The sequence below is a fragment of the Priestia sp. AB genome (assembly GCF_028369225.1).
Classification (GTDB): Bacteria; Bacillota; Bacilli; order Bacillales; family Bacillaceae_H; genus Priestia; species Priestia megaterium.
Map to the genome: position 1 here is coordinate 1 of NZ_JAQMYN010000011.1, position 26,676 is coordinate 26,676.

The window sequence follows — 26,676 nt, forward strand, 5'->3', positions numbered from 1 at the left end:
ATCATCTTATCAAGTTATCAACGTAATGTCAACAACTTTTTAAAATTCTTTTTTCAGCTTCGTTGTTAACGGTATGTCTCAACGACGCTTTATAATAATAAAATATATTTTAACTAAAGTCAACGGTTTTTAAAGAAAAAAATAAAAACTATTATTTATAGATTTGAACAACGACTACTGCAACGTATTATAGTAAATATTATAGACAAAAGCCAGCTGTAACTTTGCCTTCTTTGTTCCTGCGCTTTTACATATTCTTTTCTTATAGAAGAAACTAAAAAAGAGCTGTCCATTAGACAGCCCTTTCTTATTTCCCTTTAAAACTAGGTCTTCTCTTCTCAGCAAATGCCTGAAGCGCCTCTAAACGATCTTCTGTCGGAATCGTTAACTCATATGCTTTTCGTTCAATTTGCAAACCAGTCTGCAAATCGGCCTTCATTCCTTCTTTGATAGCAAATTTTGCTTGCTGAAGCGCAATTGGCCCATTTTTCAATAAAAGAGAGATAAAAATATCTATTGTTTCTTCTATTTCATATCCGGGAGCCACCTTCGTTACTAGACCACATTCTTTCGCTTCTGATGCTGAGAGACGCTGAGCTGTTAAAATTAGTTCCATTGCTTTTGCTTCCCCAACTAACCGAGGGAGACGCTGTGTTCCTCCTGCTCCTGGTATAATCGCTAAACTTGTTTCCGTTAAACCCATAAGCGCTTCGGTTGAAGAAATCCGGAAATCACATGCTAAAGCCAGCTCCATTCCTCCTCCAAATGCATATCCATTGATGATTGCTATCGTTGGCTGAGGAAGCTGCTCTATCTTCGAAAACACTTCTCCTATTTTGTAAATATTGCGCTTTACCTCTTGATCAGAGAGAGTTTTACGTTCTTTTAAATCGGCCCCTACACTAAAAGACTTTTCCCCTGCCCCTTTAAACGTCACAACTCGAATATCTTTTTGAATACGAATTCCTTCAATTACTTCTTCCAATTCTTTAAGCATATCGTAATTAAAAGCATTCATCGCTTCCGGACGGTTCAGTATCACATGGGCAACGTGTCCCTTCATTTCATAAGAAATAGATGACATCCTTTTACCACCTCCAAATTGGAATCGCTTTCATTTTATCGCTCCTGGGATACTTGTTGCTTCAGTGCACGACGTAAAATTTTTCCCGTTGTATTTTTAGGAAGTTCTTTTAAAAATTCAATTTCACTTGGCACTTTATATTTAGCAAGGTGCTCTTTGCAGTAGGCAATAAGCTTCTCTTCCGTTATCTCTTGATTATTGCAAACCACGTAACACTTCACACATTCACCTAAGGAAGGATCAGGGACTCCAATAACAGCCACTTCTACAATATCCCGATGCGCATATAGCACTTCTTCTACTTCGCGAGGATAAACGTTATATCCTCCTACGATAATTAAATCTTTTTTACGGTCAACGATATAAAAATAACCTTCCTTATCCATTCTTGCTAAGTCACCTGTATACAGCCAACCATCTCGGAGAGCATATTCCGTGTCTTCAGGAAGCTTGTAATACCCTTTCATCACGTTAGGGCCTTTGACGATAAGTTCGCCGACTTGTCCTACTTCTACTTCTTCTCCTAGTTCGTTTACCACTTTATTTTCAACATTCATAATAGATGTGCCTATAGAACCGGCTTTTCTCTCTCGATCAATCGGATTGAAACACGTCACAGGAGAAGCCTCAGATAATCCATATCCTTCTGCTACCATTACCCCAAACTTACGTTCAAAATTGGTTAGAAGTGCCACCGGCATTGATGCCCCTCCTGATATACAAAGCCTTACCGTGTGAAAGTGCTCTTTTTTCCCTTTGTCGTGCTGAAGTAAGAAATTATACATTGTGGGAACGCCGGCAAAAATAGTCGCTTGTCGATTTTGAATTAATTCAAATATAGAAGATGGACTGAATTTTGGTTCAATTAATATCGTTCCTCCATTCATTAAAGGCGCATTCAATGAAACAGTTAAACAAAATACGTGAAACATCGGCAAAGCAGCTACGACTCGGTCATTCCCATTTATACTTAAATAATCTGCTACGTCTTGAGCATTTGAATAAATATTCGTATGTGTAAGCATAGCTCCTTTTGGTTTTCCAGTTGTTCCTGACGTATACAGAATGAGGGCCACATCTTCTTCTTTTAACTCCAGAAAATCATATGTAGCTTCCCCTCTGTTTACAACTTGCGAAAACGTGTGAAAATAAGAAGGTATATTTTCCACTGTATCTGTCGTTTCACATAAGATAACGTGTTCCAAAAATGGAGCGTGTCCAATGATTCTCTTTAAAATAGGGAGAAGTAAATCAACCGCAATAACTGCTTTTACATCTCCATCCTGAAGCATGTAGCTAATTTCATCCGCTGTGTAAATAGGATTAATCGGTATAACAGTAGCTCCTACTCGAAGAGCACCGTACAATCCAATCACAAAATGAGGCGAGTTGCCGACAATCAAAGCGATATGATCTCCTTTTTTTACACCTAACTGCTTCAGACCATCAGCAAACTTAGATACCGATGCATCAAGATTTGCATAAGATGTTTCCTGGTCCATAAAAACATATGCCGATTTTTGTGGAAATTGCTCAGCTGTTTTATGAAGCTGTGCTGACAAATTCATCTCATAACTTCCTCCTTTTAATAATGAATGAATGAACACCCATTCATTATTAAGACATAATAATGTAAAAATTCTTACTTCTTCTATTCTATTATAATGTTACTGCTGTTCTATTGACAAGACTCATCTGTTTAAAAAGAAAAAAAGCCTGATGTAGCAGACTTTTTTCTTAATAGATTAATTCAACAAACTCTTCTTTTGTAATATTACCAAAATAATGTGGAATATCGATGTCTTCTAAGGCTTGTTCAATAGAAGCTTTTTCATAACGAACACCTGTTAATTTTTCCTGCACTTCCTGGACATCCCCCACTCCAAAGAAATCTCCGTAAATGGTGCAAGCATCGATTTTTCCTTTATTCACTTCTAAACGAACGTCGATTTGTCCCACAGGAAAGCGGTGAGAGTGCTGTAAGTTAAATTTAGGTGATTTTCCATAGTTCCAATCCCATGACTGATAGCGCTCTTTAGAAATTTGATGAATCGTTTCCCAATCTTTTTCCGTTAGTTTATATTCTGTTATATTTTCTTCTCCGTCAAAGATATATCGAAGCAGCATTTCTCTAAACTCTTCCACCGTTACTTTCTGTTCTAAAAATTCGCTGATATTTGCTACTCTATTTCGAATAGACTTAATGCCTTTGGATTCAATTTTATCTTTTTTTACTTTTAACGCTGATACAACGTTTTCAATCTCTGAATCAAAAAGAAGAGTTCCATGGCTGAACATTCTCCCTTTCGTTGAAAACTGAGCATTTCCAGAAATTTTCCGTCCTTCAGCCATTAAATCATTTCGTCCGCTTAGTTCGGCATTAACTCCTAATTTCTTTAACGCTTCCACGACCGGCTCGGTAAATTTTTTAAAATTATGAAAGCTATTTCCATCGTCTTTCGTAATAAAGCTGAAGTTTAAATTTCCTTTATCATGATAAACGGCACCGCCTCCAGACAGACGTCTCACTACATGAATTTGCTGATCTTCAACATATTTTGTATTGATCTCCTCAATGGTGTTCTGGTTTTTTCCAATAATAATAGAAGGTTCATTAATATAAAACAGCAGATATGTCTCATTAATGTCTAGATGCTTGAGCGCATACTCTTCAATTGCTAAGTTAATTCGGGGATCATAATTTTTTTGATTATCAATAAATAACATTCATTTTCCTCCTTGTTATTCCCATACATATCCTGATTCAGCTAACGTAAGCGTACCTCTATAATGAGCAGCGGCTTCCTCTACTAGCTGTTGATGTTCTCCATAGTGCGGAAGGTGAGTAAGCATGAGGTGTTTGACACTTGCTTTTGAAGCAAGTGTACCGGCTTCTGTACTTGTCATGTGTCCAGCGCCTCTTCCATCTTGATTGGCATAAAAATTACATTCACAAATAAGAAGATCTGCTTCTTCTGAGAAGGAAACAAACTCTTCTAAATAACTAGAGTCCGCTGTGTACACGACAGTTTGATTGCCGGCGCTTATTCTCATGGCATAACAAACGACTGGATGTTTCGTTTTCATAAATTCGATGGTAAAAGGCCCAACTTCAAGTTTTTGACTCGGATCATACTCTACCCCTTTAGTAATTCCTTTATGAGTAAGTTTGTTGAAGCTTTCTTGATCATATGTATGTCCGTAAATAGAAAGTTCCTGAACAGCGTTTCCTAGATAAGTCTGAATGAGGCGTGCATATTGAAATACTCCGACATCAGCCACGTGATCATGATGATAATGAGATAAAATCATAGCATCTATTTCTTCTGGCTTTGCATATTTTTGCAGCTGAGCCAATGCACCGCTTCCACAATCAACAAGCAGCTGAAATCCATCGTGCTCCACTAAATAGCTAGAAGTAGCTTCTGAAACCGCAGGATATCCTCCCCAAAAACCAATAACAGTTACTTTCATTTCAATCACCCTTTCGTACTATTTTTATTACGTTCAGTATACCCTACTTTTTTTTGAAAACTAACTGAAAGGCACTCGTTTCGGTCATTTTATCGAAATAACTCATTGTTATATAACAAATAACCACTTAGAATAGCAAAATAGGCTAAATTGTTATAAAACATAATTGACATTTTATCATCTGTTATAATACAATATTAGTAACAAAAACAACGGAGGGGATTTAAAATGTTAGAAAAAATGACTGAATTTTTCAAAAGATTACCCAATAAAAAGTGCGTAGAATGCGGAAACGACATTGAGGAACAGCATGAATGCTACGGAAACAAATGTGATCACTGTCTAGATATCATGAAATAAAAAAAGCTGAAACTGTTATAAAACAGTTTCAGCTTTTTTTATACGGTCAAACTGCGATACTCGTTTGGCGTGATGCCTTCTACTTTTTTAAACACTTTTCGAAAGTATTTATCATCATGATATCCAATCATATTCGCAATTTCATAGATTTTTAGTTCTTCATTTAGTAAAAGTGATTTGGCTTTATTCATTCTGACTTTCACCATATAATCTGAAATGTTTTCTTGAAATTCTTGCTTAAACTTTCTCGAAATGTATTCACGGCTTAGATAGAAACGTTCCGATATTTCTTGAAGCTTCACATCTCGATGAAAATTTTGCTGCAAATATTGTTCGATTTCATAAATAACGTCGCGATTGTTTTGCTTGCTATACCTTTTTACTACTTTTAAAAAGCGCTTTACTTCACGCTTCTTTCTCTCTACATACTTTGCTAGCTGAAACTGCCCATCTTGGTTATAGAAAAAAGAAAGAACATATTCAGGACCGTTATTTATCGTATAAGGAATGTGATATCTTTTTAACCAATGCTGACTTAACAGCTGATATTCCTGCTCAAAATGCAGAATTTGCTTTAATGAGAGATAATTTTGTGCTTCAAAAGCTGTGATAATTTCGTTGAATACCGGCAAAAAGGCTTCAAACTTCCCGACTTGCAGCGCTTCTTCAATTTTACTGTTATAATCCATCATATTTATTAATAAAGCACTTGCTAAAACGTCTTGCTCGCCGTAGACCTTCACTTTATTTTGATCAAGAACATTGCTTAATAAAAGCGAGTTTTTCGCATCTTCATAGGATTTCATTAGCTGATCAATAGAAGAAACTTTGCACCCTCTTGCAATCCGACAGCTCACGTCTAACGTACGGCGAATTGCTGTATGTAAAGTCGTCAGTAAAGAGGTTATGCGTTCAAAATCATTCCAAAATATAATGATAATTTCCCACTTATTTGATAAATAACGAAAGGCTACCCCATTTTCTTCTGCCATCAGCATTTCATTGATTACATTTAAAATTGAAAAATAGGCTAAATCTCGGTCACCGCCAAAAGAACGAATAATGGATTCATCTACACGTACAATCCCCACTTCATATTCTCTAGTCAGATGGAAACCAAACTCTTCATAGATTGATTGATTTAGCAAATAATTGTTCATTAACTGCGTCAGTTTTCGATCTCGATAAATCGGCTTCATTTCATTGATTAAACGATAGCTGCTATTATGAACTTTTCTGGACTCTTCTTCTTTCTTCCATTGGGTTACAGCTCGTACAAGCGTATCGTTTAAAATCGAAGGATCCACTGGCTTTAGAATGTAATCCGTGCTTCCAAAATGAATAGCTTTACGCATATAGTGGTAGTCATCATACCCTGTTACCACAATCGTTTTGCTAGAAGGTGAATTCTCTTTAATCCACTCCAACAAAGCAATTCCATCGATATTAGGCATCTTCATATCAGTAAAAATGATTTCCGGTCCATGATCCTCGATAAGCGCAATCGCTTGCTCACCGCTATCAGCTTCTATCACATCTGTAATTTCATGCTCTTCCCACTGTCCAAGCAGCTTTATTCCTTCTCTTACATGCTCTTCATCATCCACGATTAATACTTTCATCACTATCCCTCTTTTCTTCAATTGTTGTTAGCTTTATGACAACGGTAAAATCGTGATTTTCTTGACTGCTAATTTGCATTGAAGCATGATCTCCATAGTAGATGCGAAGTCGTTCATAAATGTTTTGCAACCCAATATGCTCATCTGTTTGATTATACGATTGCTGAAGTCTCGTTTTTAATTGATTCAACTTTTGTTGCCCTATCCCTTTTCCGTTATCAGAAACAGTTAGAATCAGTTCTTCACCGTTCAACTCCGCTGAAATCAACAGCTTTCCGCTTCCTGTGCGGGTTTCGAATCCATGCTTAAAAGAATTCTCAACAAGAGGCTGCAAAATCATTTTCGGTATTCGCATAAGCTCTGCTTCTTTTTCGATATTTAACTCATACTCAAACTTTGAACCAAACCGCTGCTTTTGCAGACTTAAGAAAGCTTTTACGTGATCGACTTCTTGCTTTAAGCTAACGATATCCTCCTTCATATTCATGCTGTAACGCATAATGTGGGAAAGTGAGGTTAATAAAGAATATACTTCAACTGCTTTATGCTTAAGAGCAAGAGTTCCAATCGATTGAAATGCGTTGTATAAAAAATGCGGATTAATTTGTGACTGCAGCACTTTTAGCTGCGTTGATTTATTTTCTAATTCCAATCGAAATTTACGTTCAATCAAGTCATTAATTGTTTCTACCATAGAGGTAAAATGCCTTCCTAAAACACCAAATTCATCGTTTCCAAGCGACTTAAACCGCACCTCAAATGATCCTTTTTCCACTTCTTTCATATTGCGAATCAATACGTTAATCGGCTGTGTAAAACGTACTGATATAAAAAGCGTAGCGATAACGAGCATACACAAAAATGGCAGGCCAATTAATACATTCATAAGTGCTGTCTTTCTTGCATCCTCATATAAAACACTGTAAGGAATTCGTTTCACCATGTACAAGTCCTCAAAGGGCTGTTTAAGCTTTTCGTACATTAATACGCCTGAGAAGCTTTTATCTTCCCATTCCATACTATGGTCTTTTTGAGAAGTGAGCGCCTTCACCCACGCGTAGTTTTCATTTTTTCCAATAACCTTTGAATCAGAGGAATACAAAACCTTACCTTTATTGTTCATTAAATAAAAATCTTCTGACTCTTCATTATATAGACGCTGCGATATAGATTGAATTTGTGTCATATTAATGTCTAAAGATAGATAAGCTAACAACTTGTCTGATGGAATCTCATCAATCCGCTGATGAAAGCTAATAACTTGATTCGGCAGTGAATCAATTAACGTTGATAAATTATTGTAGCTATAAATTTCATGGGTAGGCTCAATCACAAGAAATTTATGATTTTTATTTAAATAAGAATAGTAAGGCTGAGTGTAAATATCATCGTACTTCCCTCTGCTGCTCACTTTCGAATTATAAGCTGTATATGAGTCATGCCCGTTTTCAATGTAAAGATGGAGCTGTTCAATCTCTGGACGAGTATTATATAAATAAAGAAGAGTTCGTGATATTTCCAGTTGATTGGCTCCTAAGTCACTTGATACACCTTCATCTAACACTTTAATAAATGGGTGGTAGCCGTACAGCCTTTTTGTAATATTAGCAATTTCATTTAAGTAATCGCCCAAATCATTGCTTCCATTTTTAATAACTTGATAGTTGGTAGAAATAAATCGGTTCTTAACCGTTTCTTTTGTGTATTGATACGTAAAAATCGTCGAAATTAAAAATGGAATAACCGTTGCGAATAAGAAAAACAAAATTAATTTCTTGCGTATGCTCCAGCCTTTCACAAATAACCTCCTTTGACTAATGTCATACATCATGACTATTATTATACATTAAAAGCGCTTTCAATTAACTATTATTTTTTCATAACTATGAATCTAACCAGCTATTTTTTCACATCAAAAAGTCCGCGTTTTCCACGCGGACTTCTTTTTTATTTTTTCATTTTCGCCCAAATTGTATCTAATTTCTTCATAAACTCTTCTTCTGTCATTTGCTTACCTGCGTAAGACTGCATTGCTGCGCCGACTTCTTGAACCGTTCCTTCCGGATACTTAAACCAGTTCCAAGATAATGTTTTACCTTCTTCAGAGTATTTTAAGATATCATCAGATAAAGAATCAATTCCTTTTCCATCGATGTTTTTGAACGCTGGAATGAACTTGAACTTTTCAACTAAGAATTTTTGACCCTCTTTAGAAGAAACCATCCAATTTAAGAATTCCTTCGCTGCTTTTTTATCTGCATCTGGCGCATTTTTGTTTACTACCCAGTTATTTGGAACTCCGATTGCTAGTTTATCATTTTTCTTTGCATCGTTGCTGATTGGCATTGGAATAAAGCCCATTTTCATGTCCGGATTAATTTTCGTAATCATATTTACCGTCCAGTTACCTTGTTGCATCATTGCTGTTTCACCAGAAGCAAATTGAGTAACTTGTGTATTGTAGTCTGTCGTTAGTGGATTTTTATTTCCATACTTTAACGTTAAATCGAACAGATTCATAAATTGCTTAAATGTTTCATTGCCTTCAAATTTTGCCTTTCCTTCGTTTAGACCTTTAATAAACGCATCTGGATCGTCTTGCTGTGCCATTGGAATATTAAATAAGTGGTTACCTAGCACCCACCACTCGCCGTATCCATTAGAAAATGGCGTAATGCCTTTTGCTTTAAGCTTTTTAGAAGCTGCTTCTAATTCTGACAGTGTTTTAGGTAATTCTTTAATGCCTGCTTTTTCAAATAAATCTTTATTATAAATAAAACCATAACCTTCTAAGTTTAGCGGCTGACCATAAATTTTTCCGTCCATTGTCATCGGTTCTTTGGCGATATCATACAGATTATCTACCCACGGCTGATCAGATAAATCTTCTAATTTATCCTTCCACGTTTGCGCTTCTTGGAACCCTCCATTGTTAAAGATATCAGGTTCATTTCCAGAGGCAAACTGTGCTTTTAATGCTGCACCATAGTCCGCGCCTCCGCCGACTGTTTGGATGTTAAACTTTACGTTTGGATGTTCTTTTGTATATTCATCCGTTAATTCTTTCAGCTGATCTGCAATTTCCACTTTGAACTGGAACATATCAATAACAACTTGATCACCTGAGCCTGTTGATTTACTTGCTTTTGAATCCGTACCTGAGTTTGAACATGCTGTCGCAAATAAAAGTGATGTTGCTAGCACTCCAGACATTATTGAAAGCCTTTTCATTTTCATTCGTTTTGCCCCCCTTGATATCTATCTCTCTTTATTTTACCGATTCTAGGACATTTGAACAGGTAACAATATTGAACAACCGAGTGGAAAATATTGAACACCCCCTTCAGCACCCTTCGACAGATCTCTCTTCTTTCGCAAAAATTTCTATAAATTTTTTGTCTGTTTTATTCCACCTAATAACATTTATAGACAAAATTATGTTAATATGTAGAGTGATAGATTCATAAGAAAATTTATGAATTTTTTTAACTTGTATAAACAAAGTGAAGGGGTTTACATGAAAACTAAAAAGCGCAAAAAAACACATGTCTCATTTCGAATTAACTGGCTGTTTATTGTGGTTTTCCTGCTTTTTTCTGCACTCATTTTACGATTAGGCTTCGTACAGATCGTGTACGGAGAGAACTATAAACGAGAAGTTGAAAAAACAGAAGATGAAACGGTAGATTCACCGGTTCCTCGCGGAAAGATGCTAGACCGCTATGACCGCGTTATCGTGGATAATAAACCGTTGAACGCTGTCACGTACACGCGTTTGAAAGGCGTCACTCAAGAAGACAAGCTAAAAGTAGCTAAAAAGCTTGCCACTCTTATTGATGTTCCTGTTACAACAGACGTGTTTGGCAAATCGGATAAAAAGAAAGATAAAAATACGATTAAGCTAACAGAACGCGACTTAAAAGATTATTGGATTGCAACTCATCCAAAAGCAGCAGCGAAAAAAATTACCGCAGCGGATAAGCAAAAAGTAAAAGAAGGTCAACTTTCTGAAGATGATTTATATCCTCTTCAGCTAAAGCGTATTACTAAAAATGAACTTCTATCGGTGAAAGATGACCTTGAAGTGATTGCCATTAAAAGCAAGATGGAAGGCGGGTACGCGTTAACTGCTCAAATTATTAAAAGCGGCTTAACCGATAAAGAGCTTGCCGTTATTAGTGAGCAGCTGGGTGACTTACCAGGCGTCGATACAACAACTTACTGGGACCGTATGTATACATACGACGACTTACTTAGCACGCTGCTTGGTAAAATCACATCAGCAGATGAAGGATTGCCGAGCGAAAACTTACAGTACTACTTGTCACACGGTTACAGCCGTAATGACCGAGTAGGAAAAAGTTATTTAGAAAAGCAGTACGAAGACGTTCTTCGCGGTCAAAAAGCCCGCGTGCAAAACGTAACGGACCGCTCGGGCAACTTAGTGAGCCAAGAGACTGTTACAGAAGGTCAGCGAGGCAGTGACTTAATTTTAACAATTGATATGGAACTTCAAAAACAAGTCGAAGATGTTTTAACAAAAGCTGTGACATCCGGTGCTGCTGGTTCACGGTTAATGGACCGAGCATTTGCTATTATGATGGACCCTCACACGGGAGATATTTTAGCGATGGGCGGAAAACAGCTTGTTACTGATAAGCAAACCGGAGCACGTAAAGTACAAGACTTTGCTCTTGGTAACATGACCACTTCTTATGAAGTAGGTTCTGCGGTTAAAGGAGCGACCGTTCTAGCAGGACTTGATTCAGGCGCTATTCAGCCCGGTACGGTTTTTTACGATGCGCCGCTGAAGTTTGCTGGCGGAACAATTAAAAAATCGTCTCACCAAATTGGAGCAACTGGGATTCAAAATGCTTTGGAACAATCATCAAATGTATTCATGTACCGTACGGTTATGAGCATGGCTGGTGAAACGTACCGTCCTGGCGGTAAACTTAACATTCCACCGTCTATCTTTAATAAGCTGCGCTCATACTATAGCCAGTTCGGGCTTGGAATTTCAACGGGCATCGACTTAGAAAACGAATCAACGGGTATTCGTAACAGCGTCACAAATGAACCAGGTAAAGCACTGGATTTTGGTATTGGACAGTATGATACGTACACACCGCTTCAGCTTGTTCAATACATCTCAACGATTGCTAACGGTGGATATCGCATGAAGCCGCACTTAGTAAAAGAAATCCGCGAACCTGAGCTTGATAGCGAACTAAAAGGAAGTATTCAAAGTTCTGTTGAACCAGAAGTGTTAAACCGTATTACGATGGGCCAATCAGAAATTAACCTTGTTAAACAAGGGTTTCGCCAAGTAGTTACAGGGTCACATGGTACAGGGCGTTTACTTAATACAGGAAAATACCGTCAGTATAATATTGCTGGTAAGTCTGGTACCGCGGAAACCTTTAATAAAGGCGTAAGCGTTCGTAACTCTACATTCGTTTCATACGCGCCTTATGATAACCCGGAAGTAGCCGTAGCCGTTGTTATTCCTTCTGCTTATGTAGCCGGTACATCTAACACGTTAAGTAAAACTGTTACCGGTGACGTGATAAAAGCTTACTTCGATCTTAAAAAAGAAGGCGAAAAAGAAGTAGAGCAAAAAGAAGAAGATGCAAAAACAGGAAATACAGAATTAAACGGTGTAAAAAAAGATGATAATGAACAATAAAAAGGGTCTCGTCATGAGACCTTTTTTGTTTTTTCCATGAAAAAAGCCCATCTCACTGAGACAGACCGCGTAAAAAGTATAGTTCAATTAATTCAGCAATTTTTTCTTCTGAAAGCGGCTCATGCCGTTTTTCCCAATCATAGACGAGTGCAATGTACATTTTAAATAATAAAAAAGCTGTGAGCTCCGGGTTGCACGGTTTGATTTCTTTTTTAGAAATCGCAATTTCGATTTTGTTTTTTATATAAGTCAAAATCTCTTCTTCTACTCGCACCAGCACTTCTTGCACTGCTGTAGTGCCTAATTGCTGTTCCTGTACCAGCTTCAGCATGAGCTGATGCTCGGTGCGGAATTCTAAGATTCGAAAAATGGCTGCTTGGGCATTTTCAAAAAAAGGACGGTTGCTATCAATGACAGTTTCAGCTGCATCTGTCATTTCTCGAATCATTCGTGTCACAATTTCATCGAATAACTCTTCTTTGTTTTTAAAAAAAGTATAAATCGTTCCTTTTCCGACATTTGCAAGCTTCGCCACTTGCTCCATAGTCGTTGCTTTATATCCAAACAGCGCAAATGATTTTGACGCTGCATCAACAACTGATTGCTTTCGGTCTATAGCCACGTTATCCCCTTCTTTCTGACCAAATGAATATTCTAGTCAACAAGTACGGTTTTACTATAGCATAAGTTTCTTTTGCTTTTCAACCACAATCTCTTCTCTTAGTATAACCTTTCTCTACAGGTAGTAGACAAAAAAGCGGAGCATTGATTCACCGCTCCACTTCTACAGTTGCTGCACATATTTAACCGCTTTTTTAGCCACATCTTCTCCTTGCTCTACACATTCTGGTATACCCAGACCTTCGTATGAGCTTCCCGCTACATAAAGACCGGCCAGCTCTTTTTCAAGCTGTTCGTTCATCGTATCTAGCATATCGTGATGTCCGACCGTATACTGAGGCATTGACTGCTTCCATCTCGTTACCGCGTAAAATTCAGGCTCAGCAGAAATTGTAATGAGCTTCTTCAAATCCTCCAGGACAATTTTGAAAATTTCATCGTCAGGCTGATCCACCACAGCTTCATCCCCGGTTCGTCCAACTAAACATCTCAGCAGAACTTTTCCTTCCGGAACCGCATGCGGCCACTTTTTATTTAGCCATGTGCACGCCGTAATCGTGTAATCGCTATTTCTTGAAACGGCGATGTTCATTGCATCTAGATTGTCTTGCAGCGCTTCTTGTGCAAAGGCTATCACAACAGTAGCTACTGAAGTGGAAGGCATATGCTTCAACGGTTCGAATATTTTATATTTCGAAAGCATAGACTGAGCAGCTGCATGAGGAGAAGTTACAATAACGCTATCTGCTTTTATTACTTTCCCGCTATTTAACGATAATTCATATGTGGTATCTTCTTTATAAATTTTCTCTACTTTTATTCCTTTTGTAATAATATCAGGATCTATTGCTTTTTCTACCCCATCTACTAGCGATTGAAGACCTTCTTTTAATGTTAAAAAGACACTATTTTTTTTAAATTCCGAATCATCACCGTGCTGGGGGTGAATTTCTTTTAGCTTTTTCATTCCAACAATTAAGCTTCTGTACTTATGTTCAGCATGCAAAAACTGTGGAAATGTTGATCTTAAACTCAAACGATCAACGTCTCCTGCGTAAATTCCTGATAATAGAGGCTCAATTAAATTTTCAACAACTTCATCACCAAACCGTCTTCTAAAAAATACGCCTAGCGAACGGTCATCCTGATTTTTTGTCTTCGGTATAAAAAAATCAGCTGCTGCGCGCAGCTTGCCAACAGGTGAAAATAACCCTGTTGTGATAAAAGGAGATAACTTGGTTGGTATCCCCATTACAGCACCATCAGGCAGCGCATGCGGTGTATCTTTTACTAGAATATAGGATTTCCCCTTTTCATTTCCGACTAGCTCCCTGCCTAACCCTATTTCTTTTGCCAGTTTTGTAGCAGCTAGCTTACGCGCTAAAAATGAATCAGGACCTTTTTCAAATAAATACCCGTCTCGTTTGACCGTTTGAATTTTTCCACCAAGCCGATGCGTCGCTTCTATTAGTTGAAGATCAATTGGCAGCTGATGATCCTTTATTTTTTTTTGCACATAATAGGCAGCTGAAAGACCTGTTATTCCTCCACCGATGATGACAACCTTTTTTCGTCTATCCGTCATGTTATCATCGCCTTTTCTGTAAAATTCAATATAAAGAGAAGCGATTATGGAAATCCATAGCTCGCTTCTTACTTTTCTCTATATTGATTATAAGTTACTTTTCATCCCTGTTCAACGTACAAAGAATCTATATTGACTTAACGGGCAATCTGTTTTAACACAACTGTAGCTAACCCATCGATAAATTCAGGCTGTGCATTGGGCATTTCAGGGCGGTAATAATCAGCCCCAATTTCATCTGTCACCACTTTACATTCATAGTCGTTATCATAAAGAACTTCTAAGTGGTCTGCGATAAATCCAACCGGAGTATACACGAACGATGTATAACCTTTTTCTTCATGCAATTCTCTTGTTAAATCTTGGACATCAGGACCTATCCATGGCTCAGGCGTATTTCCAGCACTTTGCCAGCCAATTTCGTAATGTTCAATGCCAGCGGCTTGTGCAATTAAATCCGCTGTTTCTTGAAGCTGATTTGGATATGGATCTCCTGCTGCAATAATTTTTTCTGGCAAGCTATGTGCAGATACAATCAACACGGCTTTTTGGCGTTTCTCTTCGTCTATTAAATCAAACGTTTGTTTAACACGTGTAGCCCAGTACTGAATGAACTTTGGCTCACTGTACCAGCTTTCTACTGAATGAATGATTGGTCCTCCTAATTTTCCAGCCGTTTCTTTGGCGCGCCCATTATAGGATTTTACGCTAAACGTTGAAAAGTGAGGTGCAAGCACAATGCTGACCGCTTCTTTAATTCCGTCTTTATGCATTGCTTCTACTGCATCTTCAACAAACGGTTCAATATGCTTTAAGCCAAGATACGCTTTAAATTCAATTTCATCCTGCACTTCATTCAAGCGCTTTTCCAGACTTTCCATTTGCTGTTGCGTAATTTTTGCAAGAGGTGAAATGCCCCCGATTGCTTCGTAGCGGTTTTGTAAATCTTCTAAGGATTCTGGTGAAGGTTTACGTCCGCGGCGGATATGTGTATAGTAACGTTCAATATCTTCTTCTTTATATGGCGTTCCATATGCCATTACAAGTAATCCCATTACTTTTTTACTCATGTGTTCGACACCTCTTTATTAGATTCAATACTTGTCTTCATTTTGCCATGAATAAAAAGAAAAATTCAAAGTTTAGCGCTCCAAATTATTTGACAATTTATTGTCTATTTGCAGAATATTCATGAATAAAGGTTGTTAAACGTTTTAACGTTTCCGGCTGAACCTGTGGAAAAACGCCGTGCCCCAAGTTAAAGATGTAACCAGGACTGGCCATCCCTTTATCTAAAATTTCTGTTACGCGTTCTTCAATAACTTCCCATGGAGCTAACAAAATAGCAGGATCTAAGTTTCCTTGCAGTGTTTTTGTTAAGCCTAATGCACGTGCTTCATCCAGCTGTGTTCTCCAATCTAATCCCACTACATCCAGCGGCAGATCATGCCATTCTTTTGCCAAATGACTTGCCCCTACTCCAAACATAATGAGCGGTACATTTTTTTCACGTAAAGAGGTGAAAATTCGTTCCATGACAGGTTTTATAAAGTAACGATAATCCGCTACATTTAAAGCACCCACCCATGAATCAAAGATTTGAATGGCTTTTGCCCCAGCGTCAATTTGCGCTTTTACATATGTAATCGTCATATCTGCTAACTTATCCATTAGTGCAAACCATGCTTTAGGTTCGGTATACATAAATGCTTTTGTTTTATTGTAATTTTTTGAAGGTCCTCCTTCAATCATATAGCTTGCCACTGTAAAAGGAGCACCCGCAAAGCCAATTAGAGGTACGTTTAACTGTTCTGTTGTTAACAGCTTAATCGTATCTAATACATAGGGAACATCTTCTTCCGGCGTAATTTCTCCTAGTTTTTCTACATCGCTTAAAGATTGAATTGGATTAGAAATTACGGGACCAATTCCTGACTTGATTTCAACATCTACTCCAATTGAAGGAAGCGGTGACATTATATCTTTATATAAAATAGCTGCATCCACTCCGTACTGTTCAACGGGCAGGCGTGTTACGTATGCCCCAAGCTCCGGCTGATGAGTGATTTCAAATAAAGAGTACTTCTCTTTTAGCTTTCGGTATTCCGGCTGTGAACGCCCTGCTTGGCGCATATACCAAACCGGAACATGATCCGTTTTTTCCCCTCTACAGGCTTTTAAAAAAGTATCGTTAAACGTTCCTTGACTCATAATTTCCACCTTTCTCGATTGTCTTCCATCCGTATTTTCTTCGATTAGACAGACAATAATCAGCAAAGGAACATACCGGTTCCTCTACTGATTAAAGTTTCACGTTATATTCTCTACTTGTCACTATACCCATTTCTTTACGACTTGTATAGCCACCTGCTAAAAATGTCAAAAATTCGCCCTACTCTTCCTTATTTTATTGAAAAAGAGCAGGTGTTACTTCGTTGGATTTTTTTCCTTTTTGTTTTGTTTGGGAATTGTAAGGAACTACATAATAAGTAGGACTGTCGAGCAGATTCACCCGCTCTTTCTCAAATGCCCCTTTTCCCTTCACTTTGCCAATTACTTCGGCTTTATCTCCTTTTTTCTCATAAACATAATAAACAGCTCTTTTATCAGGTGAAGGTGTCCACGATAAATTTACCGTTAGCAAACCAAATGGATGGAATGTTAATTCTTGTTTTAAGTCTTTAACTTGCTCTAAGCGTATTGGTTTTGGCAAATCTTTAACGCCTGCTGGCTTTTGAAATGCAGCTTCGTCGTAACCAGCTCTTGTGAGAATGTCTTTAAATAATAGAGTCGGATAAGAACTTCCTTTTGTTAAATAATGCTGATCATCTGTAGAGTCATATCCCATCCACACGCTTCCTACAACGTCTGGCGTATATCCAACGAACCAAGCATCCCTCGTGGCTCCTTTAACATTCGTATATGAAGTAGACCCTGTTTTTCCTGCTAACTCTCCTGTAAACTCTCCATTTTTTGCCGTTCCTTCTTTAACAACTCCTTGAAGCATCTTTGTCATATACCAAGCCGTTTGTTTTGAAAATGCTTTGTGAGTGTCGGGAACAGCTTTTGCAATCACTTTTCCGTCTTGATCTTTTATTTCTTGAATAAAGTACGGTTGGATATTTTCTCCGTTTTCAGCAAATGCCCGGTACGCTCCTGCTAATTGAAGCGGTGTAATTCCTTCCTTTAATCCTCCAAGAGCAATCGCAAGTCCTTTATCTTCTAAAGGAATTCCTAGCTTTGTGAGATACTGCTTACTTGTTTCAACTCCTAGCTGATTCAATGTCCAGACAGCAGCTGCGTTTTTAGAATCTTTTAGGGCATCGTACATCGTTACCTTTTTAGCATATTGGCCGTCTACATTTTTAGGTGTGTATCCCCCGTAGCTTCTCAGCTTGTCTTGCAGTAAGGAATAAGGCTTGAATTGACCTTCTTCTAACGCAGGGCCATATACCGCAATAGGTTTCATCGTAGAACCTGGCTGTCTTTTGACATTTACGCGATTGAGCGATTTTTGTACATAATCTCGTCCTCCCATAACAGATAAAACTCCTCCGCTTTTGTTATCAACTAATACAAAAGCACCTTGGGCACTGTTATCTGTACCTGGAAAATAACGATTTTCTTTCATCAGTTCATAGGCGGCTTCTTGTACTTTTGTACTCATAGGTACTTTGACCGTATAACCGCCGCGCAGAAGCTCATTGCTCGAAATGCTGTATTTTTTCTCTGCTTCTTGAATAACCATATCGATATAGGTTAAATACGCTGGGTTTTTAGCCTGTTCCTTTACGTTCAACCCCAGCGTTCTTCCTTGCAAACGGACATTTTTTTCAGCTGATAAATAACCTGCTTTTTGCATGGCATTTAACACAACATTTCTACGTTCTATACTTTTTTCTGGATGTAAAATAGGAGAATAAGAATTCGGTGCTTTTGGCAGTGCAGCGAGCAGTGCACCTTCTTCTACCGTTAATTCGGAGACATCTTTATTGAAGTAAAGCTTGGATGCAGCTTGGATTCCATAGGCTCCGTGTCCAAAGTATATTTGGTTCAAATACATTTCAAGCAGTTTTTGCTTACTGTAACGCTGCTCCAAGTTAATGGCCACCACTACTTCTTTTGTTTTTCTAAGCAGCGTTTTATCATTAGATAAAAACACATTTTTAGCCAGCTGCTGTGTTAAAGTACTTCCTCCTTCAACACTTCCTCCAGCCAATATATCTCGGTATAATGCTCGACCAATAGATTTAAAATCGATTCCGTGGTGTTCATAAAAACGAACGTCTTCAATTGAAATAAATGCTTGTTGCACATGCTTTGGAATCTTATCAATTGAAACCAAGTCCCGATTTTTCACATAGAGCTTTGTTAATTCGTCTCCATTTTCGTCCACTAACCTCGTAGCCGAGTCCATGACGATCTTTTTCTCATCAATTACATAGTTTCCAAGAAACAAGATGATAATATATCCGATCAATCCTAATAGAAAAATTCCAACTAAGGCAGCAATTGCGTATAAGCCTTTTTTGTACATCATGCCACCCCTTTTCTTTCGCTAAACTTTTGATAATATGGAAAACAACTTCATCAATGTTTTACTTTACCATCTTCATTAGAAGTTCACAATTTTTGAATTTTTGTGTGTAAAATTTTATAATTTTAGTATGATTTACAATTGTAAATTGTATGCAATTCCCAATTAGAAAGGAAGTATAATCCATGAAGATCTTTATTACTTACGGAACAGGCCCTTACCTTCAGAAGTTGATCGACGAACATCCGAGTGAACGTTTGTTACTGCTTCACAAAGATGACGATCAATTTGCACTAGTTCATGAAACAGATGGAGATACAATTTTTAAAGAAGGACATGCTTATGAGGTATTAGATGCTTCTGGAGATCTTGCAGACAGCGGATTTGCTGTACTAAATAATATTTCAGTTACAGATGAAGGCCGTCCTTTGTTTGAACAGCGATTTAGCCAACGAGCTCGTTTAATTGAAAATGAAGCAGGCTTCTCAGCTATTCGTGTGCTTCGGCCACTGCAAAATGACACATACATTATCTTTACAGGATGGAAAGATGAAAGTTCATTTAGCGATTGGCAGTCTTCAAAAGCCTATAATGAAGCACACAAAAAACGCGGTACGTCAGAAGGCGTGGATCAGCAACCATCGATTTTCTCTCGCCCTTCTTATGTGACTTCATACCACGTAGTTAAATAAGTAACCACCCTCCTAGTAGGCGAGTATCACAATAGGCACAAACTTCATATTGTATACTATATCACCTATTGGGAGGAATTTTTATGGGCATAGAGCTTGGAGCTCTTCATTGGATGTATGTCCTTTTTATCGCCTTCATTATCGGCTTTATGATTATGCGGCGAGATACGAGTATCCTTTGTATACTCGGGATTTTTTTGCTTTCCTTAACGGCTACCTCTTCGTTAAGCCACTCCGTCAGCGCTGTTTTTTCCAGCTTCATTTATGCCATTACAGAACTGCTTCCTACCATTTTAATTATTTCAATTATTGTATCTATGAGTAAAGTCTTAATGGCTACAGGAATAAATGAATCGATGATTTCACCTTTTGCTCGCCTCATTAAAACACCTGCTCTTGCCTATTGGGTTATTGGATTAGTTATGATGACCATCTCCTATTTTTTCTGGCCTTCTCCAGCCGTTGCTTTACTTGGAGCCGTGCTTTTACCAGTGGCCATCCGCGTAGGGCTTCCAGCTATAGGCGTAGCCGTAGCGATGAATTTATTCGGCCACGGCGTTGCGCTTTCAGGAGACTTTGTTATTCAAGCTGCTCCTAAGATAACAGCTGACGCAGCAGGTCTTCCAGTTCACGAGGTGGTTCAAGCAAGTGTCCCTCTGGTCATCGTGATGGGAGTTGTTACAACACTCTCTGCTTTTTACTTTTTAAAACAAGATATGAAGCACAATAGAATTCACGCTCAACCGACAATGTTAACAAACAGTTCTTCTGTCCAATCCACACCTCTTTCTTCTTCAATACGCCGGGCTTTAGCCATTATAGTTCCCCTTTTCTTTGCTATAGACGTATGGGCAATGTTCGCCCTTCATTTACAGGGAGGAGATGCAACTGCTCTCGTTGGCGGCACAGCCCTATTTATTTTAGTGGTGGTTTCACTTATTGCTCACAAAGGAAAAGGTCTCGAACAAACAACTTCCTACTTGATTGAAGGCTTGCAGTTTGGTTTTAAAGTATTCGGTCCCGTTATTCCCATTGCAGCTTTTTTCTATTTAGGAGATGCTGGATTCACAACAATCATTGGTGACTTTCTTCCGAAAGGATCACATGGACTTGTAAATGACCTAGGCGTTGCGCTTGCTTCCACTGTGCCGTTAACCGCACAGGTCGCCACTGTAACGATAACTGCTCTAGGAGCTATTACCGGATTAGACGGTTCAGGCTTTTCAGGCATTTCACTTGTAGGCTCTGTCTCTCATTTATTTGCATCTGCTTTAGGATCGGGCGCTGCCACCCTAACTGCTTTAGGGCAAATTGCTGCGATTTGGGTTGGTGGAGGCACATTGATTCCATGGGCATTGATTCCAGCTGCTGCGATTTGCGGAGTCAGTCCGTTTGAACTCGCCAGACGTAATTTAAAACCTGTAGCGATTGGATTAGTCGTTACAACAATTGTCGCGATGTTCTTAGTTTAAACAAAAGCCCCCTTCTTTTTATGAAGAGGGCCATATGTATATATTTTTTACATGCCTTTTGGAAACTCTTTTTCCGCTGAAGGCTTTACATACGCATAAACAAGCGTATAGAAGAAAATGCCTACAATAAGCCACATAAGCCCTAAGCTGTAGCCAGCTAAGACATCTGTTAAAAAATGTTCTCTTAATAGAATACGGCTCACACCTATTAATAAAACGATTAAAGTAATTGCCAGCTGATACCGCTTGGCTACCTTTTGACTGTTCATATGCTTTGTGAGAAAAAAGATAATCAGACCATAAATAAGAATTCCCATCATCGCATGGCCGCTTGGAAAACTGTAGCCTTCGATGCCTTCAAGAGGACGTCCTCGTTCTACCGCATCTTTAACTGCTTTATTAATAATATCACCGCTTAAAATAAGTAAAAATGCCGATATCATACCGATATAGTCCTTTTTAAAAAATAAAAAAACGAGAAGTACAGCTAAAAGAACCATAATCATCACTTTCGAAGCTAAAAAAGACAAGCCATGAAAAATAGATGATGCTGACTGAAGAACAGTGCTGTCATCTATAGCTGAAACAAGCCAGTGGTCTCCTTGAAAAGAATCTGTCGACACAACAAACAACACTCCTAAAAAAACGAGACCTGCCCCCCCAAACACCCACATCAATTTTTTGTACAGGGATACAGTTTGTGAATCTACCATATCGTTACCTCCTATTATCTCATGAGAAAATTGGCAAAAAACTCATTCTTTATCCCTATTCCTCATCTTATGTATCTATTATGTATATAAAATATTTCATGATTCAATTACTTTTTTCAATAACAACGCTTACATTCTTTTCTTTTTAATAGATAATGATATAATGATTAAAATGTCAAAAAATTCAAAACTTTATTCAACCTATACAGAAAGGATATGGTCACGTGAATTCCAAGCTACATACTTTACTTGAAGAAAAATTTGATGAAATGGTTCAAATCCGCCGATATTTGCATCAGTATCCAGAACCGTCTTTTAAAGAATTTCAAACCGCTGCCTACATTCGATCTTTTTATGATAAAATCGGTATTTCTTACCGAGCAAATGTAGGAGGAAACGGCATTGTAGCAAGCATTCAAGGAGGAAACCCCGGTCCTACTGTAGCTTTGAGAGCCGACTTTGATGCCCTGCCTATTCAAGATGAAAAAGATGTACCATATCAATCAACTGTTCCGGGTGTAATGCATGCATGTGGCCACGATGGTCATACGGCTACTCTTTTAGTCCTTGCTAAAGCGCTTTTTGAAATAAGAGATTCTCTCCCTGGTAAAATCGTCTTCATTCATCAGCACGCTGAAGAGTACGCACCCGGAGGCGCCAAGTCCATGATTGAAGACGGATGCTTAGACGGTGTAGACGCGATATTCGGAACGCATTTATGGTCATTAACTCCAACTGGTGTCGTTCAATATCGAACGGGCCCTATTATGGCTGCTGCTGATCGCTTTGAAATTACGATCAAAGGAGCAGGCGGCCACGGTGCACAGCCTCACAAAACAAAAGATTCAATCGTCATCGCCTCTCAGCTTGTTGTTAATTTACAGCAAATTGTAAGCAGACGTGTAAACCCAATTGATTCAGCGGTTGTGAGCATAGGTTCTTTTGTAGCAGAAAATGCATTTAATATTATTGCTGATTCTGCTCGACTAATTGGAACGGTAAGAACATTTAATGAAGATGTACGAAATGATGTCGAAAAAGAAATCGAACGAATTGTCCAAGGTACATGCTTAACAGCTGACGCTTCTTATGAACTGAGTTATACGCGCGGCTATCCTTCCGTCGTCAACCACCCGGAAGAAACGGCCTTTCTTGCTTCTGCTGCTTCTCAAATCGATGAAGTTCATACAGTCGAAGAAACGGAGCCTCACATGACTGGGGAAGATTTCTCTTATTATTTGCAGCATATTAAAGGAACGTTCTTTTTTACAGGAGCTCAGCCAGAAGGTGTAGATGCTCCGTATCCTCATCATCATCCTAAATTTGATTTTAACGAAAAAGCAATGCTTATCGCAGCTAAAACGCTTGGTACGGCTGCTGTTGAGTATTTAAGAGAACAAGCTCCTTCTAAAAACGTAATAAAAGCGAATTAATCATTCAGCAAGCATTCGTACAGATAAGCAGACGAGTGCTTGTTGTTTTATTTCAGGAACCTTTTCCTCACTTAAAACGTAGTATTTATATCGACTGAAATGAGGTGATTTTTTTGAATACGTATGAAGAAAAAGTGTTACAAGAAGCTGAACATTGGAAATTCAGCATGTTGAAACGACCTTCTAAATTTCAACGGACCGCAAAATCTTTACAGCTTAAAATAAATGAAAAAATCCCTGCTAAAGTCCATAAGATTATGACTGAAAGCATAAAAAAAATGGTTGAAACCACGCTTGTTGGATCCGATTTCACCACTAAAAAAAGAGATGTCAGCGGTCTTTCGTTTGAAGAAAAAGAGAAAAGAATTTTGGAACTCATACCTAAGTACAAAAAAACAGCTGCTGTAGAAGGAGCTGGTACTGGAGCAGGCGGTATCCTTTTAGGTGCAGCAGATTTCCCGCTTCTTCTTTCCATAAAAATGAAGTGCTTATTTGACATTGCCGCTACGTATGGTTTTGATGTAAAAGAAAAAGAAGAACGCATTTATATGCTGTATATTTTTCATCTTGCCTTTTGCAGCGACGACCATAGAACGAAGCTGCTCGAAGTAGTAGAAAACTGGGAAGAAAAGAAAGAGGAACTTCTTGAGCTTGATTGGAAAGCTTTTCAACAAGAATACCGTGATTACATTGATGTCGTGAAAATGTTTCAGCTTATGCCGGGAATTGGAGCTGTTATAGGTGCATATGCTAATTATCAGCTTCTTGACCATCTCACAAAAGTAGCAATGAACGTCTATCGCTTCCGTATATTATCTTCGTCTCCAAAGTAGTCTAAAAACGTAAAAAAGCTCCTTTCGGAGCTTTTTTTTACGTTAATTTTTTATTTACATATGCATGTACAAATAAGTGAATAAATACAGCACCTGCTGCCACGGAAAGCAGTGCAGCAACTATATTAGAAAAAGCCACTGCTATGGCGAGCACAAGAATTTGTACATACAGCGCTTTTTTCCATACGTCCAAAAATGCCTTTTTCCGTTCTTTAGCTTCAACCGGATAAAGAGAAAGCCATAAAATCTGTTTGTGCTGCTTCCAAAGCGGGAGTAATTGAAAACCCGTCATGTATACAACAAATAAAACAACCACTATATTGCCGTATTGAAACGGCGCAGCTACAATTAAAAATCCGCCAATGACAGTTAAGCGAACGAGCAAACTTAAATAATCTCCTGATCGTAAAAATGTTCTGGTGTATAAGTAATGGTAAGTGGCACTTTGACGAAATGGAATACGTGCTACTAGCCAATCTAAATATCTACGGCGTTTGATTCGCTCTTTCACCTGAGGAACGTCCGTAAATAAATTAGCTAATCGATAAAAATAGCCCATGCGCTTTTCTTCTAAGTCAATTAGCTTTTCCCATTTGATCGGCTTTCTTTTTGTAAGGGAGCGATAATAAATGGCTAGCGCAATCATAATCACCGCTACGACTCCTGTAAACAATACGTATGCATGGGAAAATAAGAAGTACGTAAAAACAGCGTTCAAGAAAAACCTGACGATATAATCTGTCCACTTCGCCCACTTTTCTTCAAACCATACAGCCCACCAAGACATGCCTAAGTTTACAACTTTCAAGATGAGTAATAGCAGAAAAAACACAAAAACGTTTGAATAAGAATCATGCATTACCTTTACGTGAAGAGGTGCTGCTGCACCAGTTGCAAATAATAAAATATAAAGCTGAATCGTAAAGGTAAACCAAAAAGATTTTTTAAAATAAGGCTGCAGCTTCGTCTCTAAAGGAAGTAAAAAGACTAAATCAGGTCGTTTTAAAAACGTTTGAATTTGACCCATGGTTAAAATCAATCCCATAAGTATCGCAATCACTACAGCCGAAGGAAACGCAGGTGTTAATGTACTCAACCACTGTTGATAATAGTAGGCCAAACCGCCAATCGCAAAAATTAACACTAATTTAATGTGGTCATTTAAGATATATTTTGTATATCTTCTTACATCCACTAAATACTGCTGAAACCGTTGCTTCCATAATGCATCAATCTTACTCATAGCCTTCTTCCTTTGTTAATTCAATATAAATTTCATCAAGAGTAGCATTGCGCATCTGAAATTCTTCTTGAAGGTCTTTAAGCGTTCCTTGCGCTCTTACTTCTCCGTTATGTAGAATAACAAATTTATCGCAGTAGCGTTCCGCGGTCGCCAAAATGTGTGTGGACATTAAAATGCCTGCACCTTGCTTTTTCATATCCGTCATCAAATCAAGTAAAGATTGAATACCCAGCGGATCTAAACCTAAAAAAGGTTCATCAATAATATAAAGAGACGGCTGAACCAAAAAAGCGCACATAATCATAACCTTCTGCTTCATTCCTTTTGAAAAATGCGCAGGGAACCATTTTAACTTCCGGTCTAAACGAAACTCTTTTAAAAGCGGCTGCAGACGGGCTTCATATGTTTGAGGCTCAAGTCCATAAGCCATAGCTGTCATATCTAAATGTTCTTTTAATGTTAATTCATCGTATAGCACAGGAGTTTCTGGAATAAACGTAAACTGACTTCGATAACCTGTTGGATCTTGTTGAAAGGTTTTATTATTAATGGATACACTTCCTTTTTTTGTTTCCATTAATCCAATGATATGTTTAATCGTTGTACTTTTGCCGGCCCCGTTTAACCCGATTAACCCGACTAATTCACCTGCATTTACATCAAACGATACATCTTTTAAGACGGGAGTTTTTGTATATCCCCCTGTAATATTGTTAATTTGCAATAAAGAACCCATCACGATCTCCTTTTATTTGTTCTTTTTTGTCTCCAAGCGCAAGCGCTATTTGCTCTATTGTACCAAATCTTTTTCTTCCTCACATTGTTTTCAATTTTTTTCGGTTAATTTTTCCAGAATATAATCGAAATATCGGGACATTCTATATAGGGAAGAAGGAAAACAAGTTATTGATTACAACTAATCATTACAAAGCTTCTTACATTTGGGATGAGGTGTCTACAGCAGGCATATTTCAGAAAACCTTATTGTAAATCGATGTATGTTTGATTCATAAGGGGATGGTAGTCATGAACGTAGTAAGAATATATATAATGGGTAGACAATAATGTTCATTTATTACTGTGTAGATGAGGTGTTTGTCAAAGACCAAGAACGATTTCGTTCACATTGTATATTTTTTAGCTCAATGCTTAAATGAGGTGTTTGTTAAAGAGAATATACTTTTTCAAGTTACTGTTTCATTAGGCAATGCAATTACGTAAATGAGGTGTTCCTTAAAGATCATATGCTGCATTAAAAGCTATTTTTTCCTTCTTCACATGACGGGATGCATAATCGTTTGCATCCCGTTTTTGTGTA

Annotated in this window: 21 protein-coding genes; 6 read left to right on the forward strand and 15 right to left on the reverse strand. The window is 38.1% G+C overall.

Annotated features, from left to right (window positions below):
• Positions 1-307: 307 nt before the first annotated feature.
• The 4 genes from POF52_RS24180 to POF52_RS24195 form a co-directional block, all read right to left on the reverse strand.
• Entirely contained in the window at positions 308-1,084 is a 777-nt protein-coding gene (locus POF52_RS24180; protein WP_271995620.1) for an enoyl-CoA hydratase-related protein, read from the reverse strand.
• A 35-nt stretch (positions 1,085-1,119) separates the two neighbouring features.
• Entirely contained in the window at positions 1,120-2,652 is a 1,533-nt protein-coding gene (locus POF52_RS24185) for a fatty acid--CoA ligase family protein (RefSeq protein ID WP_271995621.1), read from the reverse strand.
• 169 nt (positions 2,653-2,821) lie between these two features.
• Positions 2,822-3,811, reverse strand: a complete 990-nt coding sequence (locus POF52_RS24190) for a lipoate--protein ligase (RefSeq protein WP_013055339.1) — start codon at positions 3,809-3,811, stop codon at positions 2,822-2,824.
• A gap of 15 nt (positions 3,812-3,826) precedes the next feature.
• Entirely contained in the window at positions 3,827-4,558 is a 732-nt protein-coding gene (locus tag POF52_RS24195) for an MBL fold metallo-hydrolase (RefSeq protein WP_271995633.1), read from the reverse strand.
• A gap of 228 nt (positions 4,559-4,786) precedes the next feature.
• Between POF52_RS24195 and yhfH the strand changes: the two genes are divergently transcribed.
• Positions 4,787-4,918, forward strand: coding sequence for a protein YhfH (yhfH, locus tag POF52_RS24200; protein WP_013055337.1), 132 nt, complete (start codon positions 4,787-4,789; stop codon positions 4,916-4,918).
• 38 nt (positions 4,919-4,956) lie between these two features.
• Here the strand turns inward: yhfH and POF52_RS24205 are convergent, their stop codons facing one another.
• The 3 genes from POF52_RS24205 to POF52_RS24215 all read right to left on the reverse strand — a co-directional run bounded on the left by POF52_RS24205 (position 4,957) and on the right by POF52_RS24215 (position 9,777).
• Positions 4,957-6,540: a response regulator gene (locus tag POF52_RS24205; RefSeq protein WP_025751390.1), complete on the reverse strand. Its 1,584-nt coding sequence runs from the start codon at positions 6,538-6,540 to the stop codon at positions 4,957-4,959.
• Positions 6,518-8,338: a cache domain-containing sensor histidine kinase gene (locus tag POF52_RS24210; protein ID WP_271995641.1), complete on the reverse strand. Its 1,821-nt coding sequence runs from the start codon at positions 8,336-8,338 to the stop codon at positions 6,518-6,520. The genes POF52_RS24205 and POF52_RS24210 overlap by 23 nt, the downstream gene beginning before the upstream one ends.
• 149 nt (positions 8,339-8,487) lie before the next feature.
• Entirely contained in the window at positions 8,488-9,777 is a 1,290-nt protein-coding gene (locus POF52_RS24215) for an ABC transporter substrate-binding protein (RefSeq protein ID WP_013081692.1), read from the reverse strand.
• Between the two features lie 280 nt (positions 9,778-10,057).
• Here POF52_RS24215 and POF52_RS24220 point away from each other — a divergent pair, with 280 nt between their 5' ends.
• Positions 10,058-12,229 (forward strand): peptidoglycan D,D-transpeptidase FtsI family protein, encoded by a 2,172-nt coding sequence (locus tag POF52_RS24220; protein ID WP_271995645.1) that lies wholly within the window; start codon positions 10,058-10,060, stop codon positions 12,227-12,229.
• Between the two features lie 52 nt (positions 12,230-12,281).
• Here POF52_RS24220 and POF52_RS24225 read toward each other — a convergent pair whose 3' ends face one another.
• The 5 genes from POF52_RS24225 to POF52_RS24245 all read right to left on the reverse strand — a co-directional run bounded on the left by POF52_RS24225 (position 12,282) and on the right by POF52_RS24245 (position 18,972).
• Entirely contained in the window at positions 12,282-12,851 is a 570-nt protein-coding gene (locus POF52_RS24225) for a TetR/AcrR family transcriptional regulator (RefSeq protein ID WP_013081690.1), read from the reverse strand.
• Positions 12,852-13,013: 162 nt separating this feature from the next.
• Positions 13,014-14,435: a protoporphyrinogen oxidase gene (gene hemY / locus POF52_RS24230; RefSeq protein WP_176585724.1), complete on the reverse strand. Its 1,422-nt coding sequence runs from the start codon at positions 14,433-14,435 to the stop codon at positions 13,014-13,016.
• A 137-nt stretch (positions 14,436-14,572) separates the two neighbouring features.
• Complete coding sequence (hemH, locus tag POF52_RS24235; protein WP_176585723.1) at positions 14,573-15,505, reverse strand: ferrochelatase; 933 nt, start codon at positions 15,503-15,505, stop codon at positions 14,573-14,575.
• A 97-nt stretch (positions 15,506-15,602) separates the two neighbouring features.
• The gene (gene hemE / locus POF52_RS24240) at positions 15,603-16,646 is read right to left on the reverse strand and encodes a uroporphyrinogen decarboxylase (protein WP_013055329.1); all 1,044 of its coding nucleotides are present in this window, start codon (positions 16,644-16,646) and stop codon (positions 15,603-15,605) included.
• A gap of 196 nt (positions 16,647-16,842) precedes the next feature.
• Complete coding sequence (locus POF52_RS24245) at positions 16,843-18,972, reverse strand: transglycosylase domain-containing protein (protein ID WP_176585732.1); 2,130 nt, start codon at positions 18,970-18,972, stop codon at positions 16,843-16,845.
• A gap of 185 nt (positions 18,973-19,157) precedes the next feature.
• Here POF52_RS24245 and POF52_RS24250 point away from each other — a divergent pair, with 185 nt between their 5' ends.
• Positions 19,158-19,664, forward strand: a complete 507-nt coding sequence (locus POF52_RS24250) for an antibiotic biosynthesis monooxygenase family protein (protein WP_013055327.1) — start codon at positions 19,158-19,160, stop codon at positions 19,662-19,664.
• 83 nt (positions 19,665-19,747) lie between these two features.
• Positions 19,748-21,136 carry a hypothetical protein gene (locus tag POF52_RS24255; protein ID WP_098579352.1) on the forward strand — a complete coding sequence of 463 codons (1,389 nt, stop codon included), beginning with the start codon at positions 19,748-19,750 and terminating at the stop codon, positions 21,134-21,136.
• A 47-nt stretch (positions 21,137-21,183) separates the two neighbouring features.
• On the opposite strand, the gene POF52_RS24260 is transcribed toward POF52_RS24255, so the two are convergent.
• A complete protein-coding gene (locus POF52_RS24260; RefSeq protein ID WP_074897511.1) occupies positions 21,184-21,849 on the reverse strand; it encodes a phosphatase PAP2 family protein in 666 nt (221 codons plus the stop codon).
• Positions 21,850-22,073: 224 nt separating this feature from the next.
• Between POF52_RS24260 and POF52_RS24265 the strand changes: the two genes are divergently transcribed.
• Together POF52_RS24265 and POF52_RS24270 are read left to right on the forward strand one after the other, a co-directional pair.
• Positions 22,074-23,282 (forward strand): M20 family metallopeptidase, encoded by a 1,209-nt coding sequence (locus POF52_RS24265; protein ID WP_016762982.1) that lies wholly within the window; start codon positions 22,074-22,076, stop codon positions 23,280-23,282.
• Between the two features lie 113 nt (positions 23,283-23,395).
• The gene (locus POF52_RS24270) at positions 23,396-24,115 is read left to right on the forward strand and encodes an EcsC family protein (protein WP_013055323.1); all 720 of its coding nucleotides are present in this window, start codon (positions 23,396-23,398) and stop codon (positions 24,113-24,115) included.
• 37 nt (positions 24,116-24,152) lie between these two features.
• Here POF52_RS24270 and POF52_RS24275 read toward each other — a convergent pair whose 3' ends face one another.
• Together POF52_RS24275 and POF52_RS24280 are read right to left on the reverse strand one after the other, a co-directional pair.
• Positions 24,153-25,358 carry an ABC transporter permease gene (locus tag POF52_RS24275; RefSeq protein ID WP_074897508.1) on the reverse strand — a complete coding sequence of 402 codons (1,206 nt, stop codon included), beginning with the start codon at positions 25,356-25,358 and terminating at the stop codon, positions 24,153-24,155.
• Positions 25,351-26,094: an ABC transporter ATP-binding protein gene (locus POF52_RS24280; protein ID WP_013081681.1), complete on the reverse strand. Its 744-nt coding sequence runs from the start codon at positions 26,092-26,094 to the stop codon at positions 25,351-25,353. Before POF52_RS24280 ends, POF52_RS24275 begins: the two co-directional genes overlap by 8 nt.
• Positions 26,095-26,676 lie beyond the last annotated feature (582 nt).